The sequence below is a fragment of the Streptomyces sp. NPDC048734 genome (genome assembly GCF_043198675.1).
Classification (GTDB): domain Bacteria; phylum Actinomycetota; class Actinomycetes; order Streptomycetales; family Streptomycetaceae; genus Streptomyces.
This window is the reverse complement of record NZ_JBICUZ010000007.1, coordinates 137962-151852: the sequence shown is the minus strand read 5'-3', so window position 1 is coordinate 151852 and position 13891 is coordinate 137962. Positions and strand designations below refer to the sequence as shown.

Here is a 13891-nt window from a genome sequence, read left to right as displayed (position 1 = left end):
GTTGCGGGGCCCTCCGGGACGCGCGAAGGTCGAAGCACATCCAGCACCGAGGGAGGTCGGTCATGCCCATCGCGACGGTGAACCCGGCGAACGGCGAGACGCTCAAGACGTACCAGGCCATGGACGAGGAGGAGCTCGAACGCCGGCTCCAGCTCGCCGAGGCCACGTTCCGCACGTACCGCACGACGGCGTTCGCCGACCGCGCCCGGCTGTTGAACCGGGCCGCCGACCTCCTCGACGAGGACTCGGCGGAGATCGCCCGCGTGATGACCACCGAGATGGGCAAGCCGGTGAAGCAGGCCCGCGCGGAGGCCGCCAAGTGCGCGAAGGCCATGCGCTGGTACGCCGAGCACGCGCCGGGGCTCCTCGCCGACGAGCGGCCGGCCGAGTCCGACGTGCGGGACTCCGGCGCCTCCCGCGCCCTGGTGCGGTACCGCCCGCTGGGCCCGGTGCTCGCGGTGATGCCGTGGAACTTCCCGCTGTGGCAGGTCGTCCGCTTCGCCGCGCCCGCGCTGATGGCGGGCAACGTCGGCCTGCTCAAGCACGCCTCGAACGTCCCGCAGACCGCCCTCTACCTGGAGGACCTCTTCCACCGGGCCGGCTTCACCGAGGGCTGCTTCCAGACCCTGCTGATCGGCTCCGCCGCGGTCGACGAGATCCTGCGCGACGAGCGGATCAAGGCGGCCACCCTGACCGGCAGCGAGCCCGCGGGCCGCGCGGTCGCCTCCACCGCCGGCGAGATGGTCAAGAAGACGGTGCTGGAGCTGGGCGGCAGCGACCCCTTCGTCGTCATGCCGTCCGCGGACGTCGACCGGGCCGCCGAGGTGGCGGTGACCGCGCGCGTGCAGAACAACGGGCAGTCGTGCATCGCCGCCAAGCGGTTCATCGTCCACGCGGACGTGTACGACCGCTTCGCCGAACGCTTCACCGGCGGCATGCGGGCGCTGAAGGTGGGCGACCCTCTGGAGGAGGAGACGGAGGTCGGTCCCCTCGCCAGCGAGCAGGGCCGCGCCGACCTGGAGGAGCTGGTGGACGACGCCCGGCGCAGCGGCGCCACGGTGCTGTGCGGTGGCGAACGCCCGGACCGGCCCGGCTGGTACTACCAGCCGACGGTCCTCGCGGGCATCGACCGCGAGATGCGCATCCACCGCGAGGAGGCCTTCGGACCGGTGGCGACCCTCTACCGGGCGGCCGACCTGGACGAGGCGGTCCTCATCGCCAACGACTCCCCCTTCGGGCTGAGTTCCAACGTGTGGACCCGGCAGGAGGCCGAGGTGGACCGGTTCGTCCGGGACCTGGAGGCGGGCGGGGTGTTCGTCAACGGGATGACCGCCTCCCACCCGGCGCTCCCCTTCGGCGGGGTCAAGCGGTCCGGCTACGGGCGTGAGCTGTCCGGGCACGGAATCCGCGAGTTCTGCAACATCACCACGGTTTGGCACGGTGCGTGAGCACCGCGCGGCTACGATCCCGGTTGTGAACCGCGAAGTGACTCTGCCTCTGATCGTCGACGACCGCGGGACCCTCCAGGTGGCCGCGGCCGACGTGAGCAAGCTGCTCCGCACGCTGGGGGGCCGGTGGCTGCATCTCGTCGAGGCCGGGGCGCAGGGTCTGGACGAGGACACGGTCGCCGCGCTGACGATCGAGCTGGCGAAGCTGGCCGACCGGATCGACGTGGCGTGCATCGCCCACAGCAGCGGCGGGGCGCCGTAGGGGCGCCGGCGCGCTGCCGTGGGCGACGACGCGTCGTGGCCGGTCGCGCGGTTCCCGCGACCGGCGGCTACCGGATCGGCATCCCCGACAGGGTGCGGGCGATCACCAGCCGCTGGATCTCGCTCGTCCCCTCGAAGATCGTGTAGATCGCGCTGTCGCGGTGCATCCGCTCCACCGGGTACTCCCGCGTGTAGCCGTTGCCGCCGAGGATCTGGACGGCCTGCGCCGTCACCTTCTTCGCCGTCTCGCTGGCGTACAGCTTCGACATGGAGCCCTCGGCGGCCGTGAACGGCTTGCCGTTGACCGCCATCCACGAGGCGCGCCAGACCAGCAGCCGCGCCGCGTCGATCTGCGTGCGCATGTCGGCGAGCTGGAAGGCGACCCCCTGGTTGTCGATGATCGGGCGGCCGAACTGCTCGCGCGTCATCGCGTAGTCGAGGGCGACCTCGTACGCCGCGCGGGCCGTGCCGACGGCCATCGCGCCGACCGCCGGGCGTGAGGCCTCGAAGGTCGCCATGGCCGCGTTCTTCACGCGCTCGCCGCCGGTCCTCGCCCGCTCGCGCGCCCGCGCCAGCCGTTCGTCGAGCTTCTCCTTGCCGCCGAGCAGGCAGGAGCCGGGGACGCGCACGTTGTCGAGGATCACCTCGGCGGTGTGCGAGGCGCGGATGCCGTGCTTCTTGAACTTCTGGCCCTGGGCGAGACCCGGCGTGCCCGGCGGGACGATGAAGGAGGCGTGCCCCTTGGAGCCCAGCCCGGGGTCGACGACGGCGACGACCACGTGGACGTTGGCGATGCCGCCGTTGGTGGCCCAGGTCTTCGTGCCGTTGATCACCCACTCGTCCTTGGCCTCGTCGTACACGGCGCGGGTGCGCATGGAGGCCACGTCGGAGCCGGCGTCGGGCTCGGACGAGCAGAAGGCGGCCACCTTGACGTCATCGGCGTCGCCGTACATCTGGGGGATCCAGGTGCCGATCTGCTCCTCGGTGCCGTTGGCGAGGACGCCCACGGCGGCGAGGCCGGTGCCGACGATGGACAGGGCGATGCCCGCGTCTCCCCAGAACAGCTCCTCCATGGCCATGGGGATGCCGAGGCCGGTGGCGTCGAAGTACTGCTGGGCGTAGAAGTCGAGGGAGTAGATGCCGACCTTCGCGGCCTCCTGGATGACAGGCCAGGGAGTCTCCTCACGCTCGTCCCACTCGGCGGCCGCGGGGCGGATCACGTCGGCCGCGAAGCCGTGCAGCCAGTCCCGGACCTCCTTCTGTTCGTCGTTGAGCTCCATGGTGAACTCGGCCATGTCCCCTCCAGCGGCGGAACGTGCGTGTTACTAGCGGTAACGCGAGTCTGTTACCGGTCGGTAGGAAAAGTCAACTCCCGAGGACAGCCCGGCAGCCCGTTCGATGCGAGGCCATCTTCAGGTGTTAGTTTGCGCAGGCGTCACCGAATCAGCACGGGTGGGGAGAGCACATGGACACCACGCAGCGGACCGAGCAGCAGCGGTCCGCCGACCGCCGAAGGCGCGAACTGCTGGAGGCCGCCGACCGAGTGGTGCTCCGGGACGGCCCCCAGGCCTCCATGAACGCCATCGCGGCGGAGGCCGGCATCACCAAGCCGATCCTCTACCGCCACTTCGGTGACAAGGGCGGCCTGTACGCCGCTCTCGCCAAACGGCACACCGACGCGCTGCTCGCCTCCCTGCGCGCCGCGCTGGACGCTCCCGCCGAACGCCGGGAGCGCGTCGAGGCCACGCTGGAGACCTACCTCGCGGCCATCGAGGCCCGCCCCCAGGTCTACCGCTTCCTGATGCACCCGGCGGACGGGGCCTCCGGCGAACAGGGCTTCGACGTCGGCAAGCACTCGGCTCCCCTGCTGCGGCGGATGGGCGAGGAACTGGCCCAGGTCATCGAGGAGCGGCTGGACCTCGGACCCGGGACCCAGCAGCTCGCCCGCGTCTGGGGACACGGGATCGTCGGCATGATGCACGCGGCGGGCGACTGGTGGCTGGGCGAGCGGCCGTGCTCCCGGGCCGAGCTGGTGCGCAGCCTCGCCGACCTGCTGTGGGGCCGCCTCGCGGCGGCCGGGGACAAGGTCGGCGGACCGGGGTTCTGACGGCCGTACGCCGCCCTCACCCGCCCCAGGAGGACCGCGCCACCTGGCGCGCCAGCCGTCTCCCGCGCCACCCCGTCACACGGTCCGCGTACACCCGCCCCTCCAGGTGGTCGCACTCGTGCTGCAGGCACCTGGCGAAGAATCCCGTGCCGTGGACGGTGACCGGCTCGCCCGTCACCGTGAAGCCCTCGACCACCGCGTGGTCGTGGCGTTCCGTCCCCGCCTCCAGACCCGGCAGGGACAGGCAGCCCTCGGGGCCGCGGATCACCACGCCGTCCACGTCCACCAGGCGCGGGTTCACCACGTGGCCGAGGTGGCGGACGTCCTCGTCGTCAGGGCAGTCGTAGACGAACACGCGCAGGGACTCGCCGACCTGGTTGGCGGCGAGGCCCACGCCCTGTGCCGCGTACATCGTGGCGAACAGGTCCTCGACCAGGCGGGCCAGGGCCGGACCGAACTCGGTGACCTCCGCGCAGGGTTGCCGCAGGACCGGATCGCCGAGCAGGCTGAGGGGCCGGACGCGCCCGTGGGCACCCGGGATGGAACCTTGTCGCATGGCGGCAAGGGTACGGTCCTTTCTGACACGCGCATGCCGTGCACAGCGTGGAACGGTGCCGGGATTCGGGACTGTGAATGGATCTCGATAGGCTGACCACCTACCACGTTGCCGTCAGGCTTCAGGCGCGGCGCGTACGCAAGGAGGATCGAGAACTGATGGCAGGCAACTCGGACCCGCTCACGCCGCGGGCCAAGATCGCCGTGACCGCGGGCAAGGCGGTCGCTGCGGCATCGCGCGCCGCGGGACGCGGCAGCGGTTCGGTGATCGGCGGCAAGGTGGCGCTGAAACTCGACCCCGACCTCCTCGCACGGCTCGCCCAGAACCTGGACGTCACCCTCGTCTCGGCGACCAACGGCAAGACCACGACCACCCGCCTCATCGCGGAGGCCCTGCGGGCCGCGGGCCCGGTCGTCTCCAACGCGCTGGGCGCGAACATGCCGGCCGGCATCACCTCGGCGCTCGCCGGCGGCTCCGACGCCAAGTACGGCGTGATCGAGGTCGACGAGAAGTACCTGGCCGGCGTCGCCCGCGACACCGCGCCCAAGTGCATCGCGCTGCTGAACCTCTCCCGCGACCAGCTGGACCGCGCCGCCGAGACCCGCATGCTCGCGGAGAACTGGCGCGAGGGGCTGGCCGGCTCGAAGGCCGTCGTCGTCGCCAACGCCGACGACCCGCTGGTGGTGTGGGCCGCGTCCTCCTCCCCCAACGTGATCTGGGTCGCCGCCGGGCAGATGTGGAAGGACGACGCCTGGTCCTGCCCGTCCTGCGGCGGTGTGATGCAGCGTCCGGGCGACGACTGGTTCTGCGGCGAGTGCGGGTTCCGGCGGCCGACGCCGAGCTGGGCGCTCTCCGGCGACCACGTCCTCGACCCGCACGGTTCCGCCTGGCCGATCCACCTCCAGCTGCCGGGCCGCGCCAACAAGGCCAACGCCGCCTCCTCGGCCGCCGTCGCCGCCGTCTTCGGCGTGCCGCCGCAGGTCGCGCTGGAGCGGATGTACCAGGTGCAGGCCGTCGCCGGGCGCTACGACGTCGTCCAGTTCATGCAGCGCGACCTGCGCCTGCTGCTGGCGAAGAACCCGGCGGGCTGGCTCGAGACGTTCAGCCTGATCGACCCGCCGCCCACGCCGGTCATCCTCTCGGTGAACGCGCGCGGCGCCGACGGCACCGACACGTCCTGGCTGTGGGACGTCGACTACACCCGTCTCACCGGCCACCCGATCTTCGTCGTCGGTGACCGCAAACTGGACCTCGCGGTACGCCTGGAGGTGGCCAACCAGCACTTCCAGGTGTGCGAGAACGTCGACCAGGCCGTGCAGCTGGCGCCGCCCGGCCGCATCGAGGTCATCGCGAACTACACCGCGTTCCAGGACCTGCGCCGCCGCGTCGGCAACTGAGCCCCGAGGGATACATCACCGTGATGAACGACAACCAACTGCGGGTCGTCTGGGTGTACCCGGACCTGCTCAGCACCTACGGCGACCAGGGCAACGTCCTGGTCGTGGAGCGGCGGGCGCGGCAGCGCGGCCTGGACGTGGCGCGGCTGGACGTGCGCAGCGACCAGCCGATCCCCACCTCCGGCGACATCTACCTCATCGGCGGCGGCGAGGACCGGCCGCAGCGGCTCGCGGCCGAGCGGCTGCGCCGTGACGGGCACCTGTACCAGGCGGTGCAGAACGGCGCGATCGTGTTCGCGGTGTGCGCCGGCTACCAGATCCTGGGCCACGAGTTCGTCAACGACCTCGGTCAGCGCGAGCCGGGTCTCGGTCTGCTGGACGTCACCACCACCCGCGGTGAGGGCGAGCGGTGCGTCGGCGACGTCCTCGCGGACATCGACCCGCGCCTCGGGCTGCCCCCGCTCACCGGCTTCGAGAACCACCAGGGCATCACCCACCTCGGCCCGACCGCCCGCCCGCTCGCCCGCGTCCAGATCGGCAAGGGCAACGGCACCGGCGACGGCACCGAGGGCGCGTACAACGACACCGTCTTCGGCACCTACATGCACGGTCCGGTGCTGGCCCGCAATCCGCTCATCGCGGACCTGCTGCTGAAGCTGGCGCTCGACGTGAACGCGCTCCCGCCGACCGACGACCGCTGGTACGAGGCCCTGCGCAACGAGCGCATCGCGGCCGCGCAGCAGCCCGCCTAGCGGGCGCTTCGCGGGCGCCCGCGGCAGCCCGCGTGACCTGTGTGTTCACCTGATCTTCAGGGTGCCGTCAGCAGCCCGGATGACGGTACGTCCGCACAGGTGAGCGGGCTCGTCCAGCAGGCGGACGTGTGCTTCGGCCCCGCCCCCTCCTGACGCTAGGGTGGCGGGGATCGAGCCGGACGACGCGGTCCGGATCCGGCCCACGTGGAGAAGGTTGTTCGGGCTATGCGCATTGGTGTCCTCACGTCCGGCGGCGACTGCCCCGGCCTGAACGCCGTCATCCGGTCCGTCGTGCACCGTGCCGTCGTCGACCACGGCGACGAGGTCATCGGCTTCCGGGACGGCTGGAAGGGCCTCCTGGAGTGCGACTACCTCAAGCTCGACCTCGACGCGGTGGGCGGCATCCTCGCCCGCGGCGGCACCATCCTCGGCTCCTCCCGCGTCCAGCCCTCGCAGCTGAGGGACGGCGTGGAGCGGGCCCGCGGACATGTCGAGGAGCTCGGCCTCGACGCCGTCATCCCGATCGGCGGTGAGGGCACGCTCAAGGCGGCCCGCCTGATGTCGGACAGCGGCCTGCCGATCGTGGGCGTGCCGAAGACCATCGACAACGACATCGCCGTCACCGACGTCACCTTCGGCTTCGACACCGCGGTGGGCGTCGCCACCGAGGCGCTCGACCGGCTCAAGACCACCGCCGAGTCCCACCAGCGGGTCCTGGTCGTCGAGGTCATGGGGCGGCACACCGGCTGGATAGCGCTGCACTCCGGCATGGCGGCCGGCGCCCACGCCATCGTCGTACCGGAACGCCCCTTCGACATCGAGGAGCTGACCCGGCGGGTCGGCGAGCGGTTCGCGGCGGGGAAGCGGTTCGCGATCGTCGTGGCCGCGGAGGGTGCCAAGCCCGCGCCCGGCTCCATGGCCTTCGACGAGGGCGGCAAGGACATCTACGGGCACGAGCGGTTCGCCGGGATCGCGCGCCAGCTGTCCGTCGAGCTGGAACAGCGCCTCGGCAAGGAGGCCCGGCCGGTGATCCTCGGGCACGTGCAGCGGGGCGGCACGCCCACCGCGTACGACCGCGTCCTGGCCACCCGGTTCGGATGGCACGCGGTGGAGGCCGTGCACCGGGGCGAGTTCGGCCGGATGACGGCCCTGCGGGGGACGGACATCGTGATGGTGGAGCTGTCGGAGGCCGTCGAGACGCTGAAGACGGTCCCCGCGGACCGGTACGCCGAGGCGGAGTGCGTGCTGTAGCCGTCCTGCGGGGCTTCGCGCCCCTTGCGAGCCCGCTCGTCCCGCCCCCGGTCGCGATCGCGACCGGGGGCGGTTCTACTCTTGGGGCGGCGAGAAACGCACAACCCCCCACGAATCAGGAGCCGGCGGATGGATCACAGCGGGCACGGCATGACGATGGATCTGCCGCCGTTCACGCTGGGGCGGGGTCTCCAGTGGTCGGCGGACCCGTTCTTCCTCGTGGCCTGTCTGGCCGCCCTCGGGCTGTACGCCTGGGGGGTCGTCCGGCTGCGGCGGCGCGGGGACACGTGGTCCGCGGGGCGGACGGTGGCGTACGTCACCGGTGTACTGACGATCATGCTGGTGATGTGCACCGGACTGAACGACTACGGCATGGTCATGTTCAGCGTGCACATGGTGCAGCACATGGTGATCAGCATGCTGTCGCCGATCCTGATCCTGCTCGGCGCCCCGGTCACCCTGGCGCTGCGGGCCCTGCCCACCGCGGGCCGGGGCCGCAAGGGGCCGCGTGAGCTGCTGCTGATGCTGCTGCACAGCCGGTACATGCGGATCGTCACACATCCCGCGTTCACCATTCCGATGTTCATCGCGAGCCTGTACGCGCTGTACTTCACGCCGCTCTTCGACTTCCTGATGGGGTCGAAGACGGGGCACGTCGCGATGATGGTGCACTTCCTCGCCGTCGGCGTGGTGTTCTTCTGGCCGATCATGGGCGTGGACCCGGGCCCGAACCGGCCGGGCTACCTGATGCGCATGCTGGAGCTGTTCGCCGGGATGCCCTTCCACGCGTTCTTCGGTATCGCGCTGATGATGGCGTCCACGCCGATGGTCGAGACGTTCCGCAACCCGCCCGCCTCCCTCGGCATCGACGCCCTCGCCGACCAGAACGCGGCCGGCGGCATCGCCTGGGCGTTCAGCGAGATCCCGTCGGTGCTGGTGCTGATCGCCCTGCTGTTCCAGTGGTACGGCTCCGAGCAGCGGCAGGCCAAGCGCCAGGACCGGGCGGCCGACCGGGACGGTGACAGGGAGCTGGAGGCGTACAACGCCTATCTGGCCTCGCTGAACGGCCGCGGTTGAGCCGTCGCCGGGGCTGAAGGGCCGAAACCGGGGCACCATGGAGGCGGACACACCCTGTGGGGGGTGTGCCGGAGGAGGGTGTCGCGATGCCCGGTTCCACGCACGGTTCGGCGGACGGTTCCACGAAGACCATGGGGGTGCTCACCATCGGCGGCCTCGTCGTGGTGACGGCCTACACGGTGGCGCTCGGCAGCAACGGCTGGCTGTGGTTCGGCTGGGTCGTGCTGGGGCTGATCACGCTCGCGATGGTCGCCACGCGCACGACGTGAGTGCCGGACGGCTCACCCCGGGGTGCGGTCGGCACACCTAGGGCCTCTCGTCCGGATCATGCCGGGCTCGCGGGGTCCGGCCTGATCCGGACGAGAGGCCCTGGTGGACGCCCGGCTGGTACTTCGGCAGCCGGGCGGTGATCTTCATGCCCGCGCCGGGCGCGGTCTCGATCACGAGGCCGTGGTCGTCGCCGTACACCTGGCGGAGCCGGTCGTCGACGTTGGACAGCCCGATGCCGCCGGACGGGCTGACCCCGGCGGCCAGGATGCGGCTCAGCAGGACGGGGTCCATGCCCGCGCCGTCGTCCTCGATGACGACCAGGGCCTCGGCGCCGGCGTCCCGCGCGGTGATCTGGATGTGGCACTCGTCGGCCTTGCCCTCCAGGCCGTGCTTGACGGCGTTCTCCACCAGGGGCTGGAGGCAGAGGAAGGGCAGGGCCACCGGAAGGACCTCCGGGGCTATCTGGAGGGTGACGGAGAGGCGGTCGCCGAAGCGGGCCCGCACCAGCGCCAGGTACTGGTCGATGGCGTGCAGCTCGTCGGCGAGGGTGGTGAAGTCGCCGTGCCGGCGGAACGAGTAGCGGGTGAAGTCGGCGAACTCCAGGAGCAGCTCGCGGGCCCGCTCGGGGTCGGTCCGCACGAACGAGGCGATCACCGCGAGCGAGTTGAAGACGAAGTGCGGGGAGATCTGGGCGCGCAGGGCCTTGATCTCGGCCTCGATGAGGCGGGTGCGGGAGTCGTCGAGGTCGGCGAGCTCCAGCTGGACGCTCACCCAGCGGGCCACCTCCCCCGCGGCCCGGACCAGGACGGCGGACTCACGGGGCGCGCAGACGACGAGGACACCGTGCACCCGGTCGTCGACGGTGAGCGGGGTGAGGACGGCCCAGCGGACCGGGCAGTCGGGGGCGTCGCAGTTGAGCGGGAAGGCCTCGCCGCGGCCGGTGTCCAGCGGGCCGGCCAGCCGGGCCGTGATCTCCGTGCGGTGGTGGGCGCCCACGCCGTCCCAGGCCAGCAGGTGTTCGCGGTCGGTCAGGCAGAGGGCGTCCGTGCCGAGCAGGGTGCGCAGCCGGCCGGCGGACCTGCGGGCCGTCTCCTCCGTGAGGCCGGCGCGCAGGGGCGGGGCGGCGAGGGAGGCGGTGTGCAGGGTCTGGAAGGTGGCGTGCTCGACGGGGGTGCCGAGGTCGCCGAGGCTCTGGGGGCGGGCGGTGCGGCGGCCCAGCCAGAAACCGGCCGCGAGGAAGGGCAGGATCGCGATGCACAGGCCCGCCAGGAAACCGCTCACGCCTTGACCTCCGCGGCCCGCAGCTCCTCGGGGAGGTGGAAGCGGGCAAGGATCGACGCCGTGCCGGCCGGGACGCGGCCCGGGGTCGCCAGCGAGACCAGGACCATGGTGAGGAAGCCCAGCGGGACCGACCACAGGGCGGGCCAGGCCAGCAGGGCGTGCAGCCCGCCCGTGACGGGCAGGCCCGCCATGGTCGCGGCGACGGCGGCGAAGGCCGAGCCGCCGCCCACGAGCATCCCGGCGGCCGCGCCGGGCGGGGTCAGCCGCCGCCACCAGATGCCGAGGACGAGCAGCGGGCAGAACGAGGACGCGGACACCGCGAAGGCCAGGCCGACCGCGTCGGCCACCGGCAGTCCGCCCACCAGCAGGCTCGCGGCGAGCGGGACGACCATGGCGAGACCGGTGCCGAGCCGGAAGTGCCGGACGCCGCGGGTGGGCAGGACGTCCTGGGTGAGGACGCCCGCCACGGCCATGGTCAGGCCCGACGCGGTGGACAGGAACGCCGCGAAGGCACCGCCCGCGACCAGCGCGCCGAGCAGGTCGCCACCGAGGCCGCCGATCACCCGGTCGGGCAGCAGCAGGACGGCCGCGTCGGCGTCGCCGGCGAGGGCCAGTTCCGGGGCGTACAGGCGGCCGAGGGCCCCGTAGACGGGCGGCAGCAGGTAGAAGGCGCCGATCAGGGCGAGGACGACGACGGTGGTGCGGCGGGCGGCGACGCCGTGCGGGCTGGTGTAGAAGCGGACGACGACGTGCGGCAGGCCCATCGTGCCGAGGAAGGTCGCGAGGATCAGGCCGTACGTCGCGTACAGGGGGCGTTCCTCGCGGCCGGCGGCGAGGCTGGTGGACATGCCGCCGTTGCCGCCGCGCTCGGCGGTGGGGAGGGGGGTGCCCGCGGTGAAGGTGAGGCGGGTGCCCCGCTCGATGCGGTGGGTGCCGGCGGGCAGGCTCAGCGCGGCCCGCTCGTGCCGCCGGCCGTCGACCGTGCCGGTCACCGTCACGGTCAGGGGCCGCTCCAGTGTCAGGTCGAGGGTGGAGTCGACCCGGACGGCCCGCTGGTCGCGGAAGGCGGGCGGCTCCTCGAAGACCTGCCGGGGCGCGCCGTCGCCCTGCCAGGCGAGGACCAGGAACAGGGCGGGGACGAGGAGCGCGGTCAGCTTGAGCCAGTACTGGAAGGCCTGCACGAAGGTGATGCTGCGCATGCCGCCGGCGGCGACGGTCGCGGTGACGACCACGGCCACGATCAGCCCGCCGAGCGAGTCGGGCGCCCCGGTGAGCACGGTCAGGGTCAGCCCGGCGCCCTGGAGCTGGGGCAGCAGGTAGAGCCAGCCGACGCCCACGACGAAGGCGCCCGCGAGGCGCCGTACCGCCTGGGAGGCGAGGCGGGCCTCGGCGAAGTCGGGGAGGGTGTAGGCGCCGGAGCGGCGCAGCGGGGCGGCGACGAAGAGGAGCAGCACCAGATAGCCGGCGGTGTAGCCGACCGGGTACCAGAGCATGTCCGGGCCCTGCACCAGGACCAGTCCGGCGATGCCGAGGAAGGAGGCCGCGGAGAGGTACTCGCCGCTGATGGCGGCCGCGTTGAGGCGGGGGCCGACGGTGCGGGAGGCGACGTAGAAGTCGGAGGTCGTGCGGGAGATGCGCAGGCCGAAGGCGCCGACGAGGACGGTCGCCACGACGACCAGGGCGACGGCGGGGACGGCGAACGCGGAGTTCACCGGTCCTCGACCAGGCGTACGAGGTCGCGTTCGTTGCGCTCGGCGCGGCGGACGTACCAGCGGGCGAGCAGGACCAGCGGGGCGTACAGGCCGAAGCCGAGGACCGCCCACTCCAGGCGGCGGGCGTCGGGCATCGCCGCGAACAGCAGGGGCAGCGGGCCGACCAGCAGCACGAGGACGGCGAACACGGTGAGCGCGGCGCGCAGCTGGGTGCGCATCAGGGAGCGGACGTAGGTGTGGCCGAGGGTCGTCTGCTCGTCGATCTCGGTGCGCGGGCGGTAGTGGCCGAAGGCGTGGGGGTGGCGCCCGCGCGCGCGGGGCCGGGCGTGCGGGAGGGTGCGGCGGGGCGGGCCGGTGACGACCACGCGGCGCTCGGCGGGGTCCTGCTGGGGCACGGTCACGGCCTCCTCATCAGCAGGTCCCGCAGTTCGCGGGCGTGGCGGCGGCTGACCTGGAGTTCCTCGCCGCCGACGACGACGCTGACCGTGCCGGCGTCCAGACGGAGTTCGCCTATGTGGCGCAGGCCGACGAGGTGGCGGCGGTGGATGCGGACGAAGCCCCGGGTCCGCCAGCGCTCCTCCAGGGTGGACAGCGGGATGCGGACGAGGTGGCTGCCGCGGTCGGTGTGCAGGCGGGCGTAGTCGCCCTGGGCCTCGACGTGGGTGATGTCGTCGACGGACACGAACCGGGTCACGCCGCCCAGCTCGACGGTTATGTGGTCGGGGTCGGGCTCGTGGACGGGGATGCGCGGGACGGTGCCGCGCAGTTCGGCGGCGCGGCGGACGGCCTCGGCGAGCCGTTCCTTGCGGACCGGCTTGAGGACGTAGTCGACGGCCTTGAGGTCGAAGGCGTGGACGGCGAAGTCCTCGTGGGCGGTGACGAACACGACCAGGGGCGGGCGGGCGAAGCCGGTGAGCAGCCGGGCCAGGTCGAGGCCGTCGAGGCCGGGCATCTGGATGTCGAGGAAGACGACGTCGACGGCGTCGGGGCCTTCGGGGCCGGATTCCAGGGCCCGGTTGATCCGGCGCAGCGCCTCCGTCGCGTCACCGGCGCCCTCCACGCTGCCGATCCGGGGATCCGCGGAGAGCAGGTAGAGCAGCTCCTCCAGCGAGGGGCGTTCGTCGTCGACGGCGAGGGCGCGCAGCATGAAGGTGGAGTGTAGGGGCGATCCGGACGGCTGGACACGTGCCGGGGTGCGGACGCGTGCGCTGGATACAGTGCCCGCATGAACAGCGGCCCCGCCCCTTTCGACGGACTCGACCGGAAGATCCTCACCGCGCTGATGGCGAACGCCAGGACGAGTTTCGCCGAGATCGGCACGGCGGTCGGGTTGTCGGCCACGGCGGTCAAGCGCCGGGTGGACCGGCTGCGGGACAGCGGGGTGATCACCGGGTTCACGGCGACGGTGCAGCCGTCGGCGCTGGGCTGGCGCACGGAGGCGTACGTGGAGGTGTACTGCGAGGGGGCGGCCCCGCCGCGGCGGCTCGCGGAGGTGGTGCGCAACCATCCGGAGATCACCGCGGCGATGACGGTGACGGGGGGCGCGGACGCGCTGCTGCACGTGCGGGCCCGGGACGTGGAGCACTTCGAGGAGGTGCTGGAGCGCATCCGGGTGGAGCCGTTCATCCGCAAGACGATCAGTGTGATGGTGCTGTCGCACCTGCTGCCGGAGAGCCCGGAGGCGGGCGCGACCCACGAGGCCCCGCACGCCGAACCCGGCGACGCAGCAGACGTGCGCTGAGCAGGGCGAAGACGCAGCGTTCCTGCGTGAACGCGCAA

15 protein-coding genes are annotated in these 13891 nt (G+C 72.4%); 9 read left to right on the top strand and 6 right to left on the bottom strand.

What is annotated here, in order from left to right:
- Positions 1–62 precede the first annotated feature (62 nt).
- Positions 63–1448 (top strand): NADP-dependent succinic semialdehyde dehydrogenase, encoded by a 1386-nt coding sequence (locus tag ACGFQC_RS20175; RefSeq protein WP_363089793.1) that lies wholly within the window; start codon positions 63–65, stop codon positions 1446–1448.
- Between the two features lie 25 nt (positions 1449–1473).
- A complete protein-coding gene (locus tag ACGFQC_RS20170) occupies positions 1474–1710 on the top strand; it encodes a DUF6213 family protein (protein WP_363089794.1) in 237 nt (78 codons plus the stop codon).
- A 67-nt stretch (positions 1711–1777) separates the two neighbouring features.
- Here the strand turns inward: ACGFQC_RS20170 and ACGFQC_RS20165 are convergent, their stop codons facing one another.
- A complete protein-coding gene (locus ACGFQC_RS20165; RefSeq protein ID WP_363089795.1) occupies positions 1778–3004 on the bottom strand; it encodes an acyl-CoA dehydrogenase family protein in 1227 nt (408 codons plus the stop codon).
- A 170-nt stretch (positions 3005–3174) separates the two neighbouring features.
- Between ACGFQC_RS20165 and ACGFQC_RS20160 the strand changes: the two genes are divergently transcribed.
- Positions 3175–3816 (top strand): TetR family transcriptional regulator, encoded by a 642-nt coding sequence (locus tag ACGFQC_RS20160; protein ID WP_363089796.1) that lies wholly within the window; start codon positions 3175–3177, stop codon positions 3814–3816.
- 16 nt (positions 3817–3832) lie between these two features.
- On the opposite strand, the gene def is transcribed toward ACGFQC_RS20160, so the two are convergent.
- Positions 3833–4372 (bottom strand): peptide deformylase, encoded by a 540-nt coding sequence (gene def / locus ACGFQC_RS20155; RefSeq protein ID WP_363089797.1) that lies wholly within the window; start codon positions 4370–4372, stop codon positions 3833–3835.
- Between the two features lie 158 nt (positions 4373–4530).
- Here def and ACGFQC_RS20150 point away from each other — a divergent pair, with 158 nt between their 5' ends.
- The 5 genes from ACGFQC_RS20150 to ACGFQC_RS20130 all read left to right on the top strand — a co-directional run bounded on the left by ACGFQC_RS20150 (position 4531) and on the right by ACGFQC_RS20130 (position 9118).
- Positions 4531–5769, top strand: a complete 1239-nt coding sequence (locus tag ACGFQC_RS20150) for a MurT ligase domain-containing protein (RefSeq protein ID WP_363089798.1) — start codon at positions 4531–4533, stop codon at positions 5767–5769.
- Between the two features lie 23 nt (positions 5770–5792).
- Complete coding sequence (locus ACGFQC_RS20145; RefSeq protein WP_363089799.1) at positions 5793–6521, top strand: glutamine amidotransferase; 729 nt, start codon at positions 5793–5795, stop codon at positions 6519–6521.
- Positions 6522–6746: 225 nt separating this feature from the next.
- Complete coding sequence (locus ACGFQC_RS20140) at positions 6747–7772, top strand: 6-phosphofructokinase (RefSeq protein WP_363089800.1); 1026 nt, start codon at positions 6747–6749, stop codon at positions 7770–7772.
- A gap of 129 nt (positions 7773–7901) precedes the next feature.
- Entirely contained in the window at positions 7902–8849 is a 948-nt protein-coding gene (locus ACGFQC_RS20135) for a cytochrome c oxidase assembly protein (RefSeq protein ID WP_363089801.1), read from the top strand.
- 86 nt (positions 8850–8935) lie between these two features.
- Positions 8936–9118: a hypothetical protein gene (locus ACGFQC_RS20130; RefSeq protein WP_363089802.1), complete on the top strand. Its 183-nt coding sequence runs from the start codon at positions 8936–8938 to the stop codon at positions 9116–9118.
- A gap of 37 nt (positions 9119–9155) precedes the next feature.
- On the opposite strand, the gene ACGFQC_RS20125 is transcribed toward ACGFQC_RS20130, so the two are convergent.
- Genes ACGFQC_RS20125 through ACGFQC_RS20110 form a run of 4 tightly spaced genes read right to left on the bottom strand, consistent with a single transcriptional unit; the run spans position 9156 to position 13259 of the window.
- The gene (locus ACGFQC_RS20125; protein WP_363089803.1) at positions 9156–10400 is read right to left on the bottom strand and encodes a histidine kinase; all 1245 of its coding nucleotides are present in this window, start codon (positions 10398–10400) and stop codon (positions 9156–9158) included.
- On the bottom strand, positions 10397–12112 hold the full coding sequence (locus ACGFQC_RS20120) for a cation acetate symporter (RefSeq protein WP_363089804.1): 1716 nt from the start codon (positions 12110–12112) through the stop codon (positions 10397–10399). Before ACGFQC_RS20120 ends, ACGFQC_RS20125 begins: the two co-directional genes overlap by 4 nt.
- On the bottom strand, positions 12109–12507 hold the full coding sequence (locus tag ACGFQC_RS20115) for a hypothetical protein (protein WP_363089805.1): 399 nt from the start codon (positions 12505–12507) through the stop codon (positions 12109–12111). The genes ACGFQC_RS20120 and ACGFQC_RS20115 overlap by 4 nt, the downstream gene beginning before the upstream one ends.
- A gap of 2 nt (positions 12508–12509) precedes the next feature.
- On the bottom strand, positions 12510–13259 hold the full coding sequence (locus tag ACGFQC_RS20110; protein WP_363089806.1) for a LytTR family DNA-binding domain-containing protein: 750 nt from the start codon (positions 13257–13259) through the stop codon (positions 12510–12512).
- 78 nt (positions 13260–13337) lie between these two features.
- Between ACGFQC_RS20110 and ACGFQC_RS20105 the strand changes: the two genes are divergently transcribed.
- Complete coding sequence (locus tag ACGFQC_RS20105) at positions 13338–13853, top strand: Lrp/AsnC family transcriptional regulator (protein ID WP_363089807.1); 516 nt, start codon at positions 13338–13340, stop codon at positions 13851–13853.
- Positions 13854–13891 lie beyond the last annotated feature (38 nt).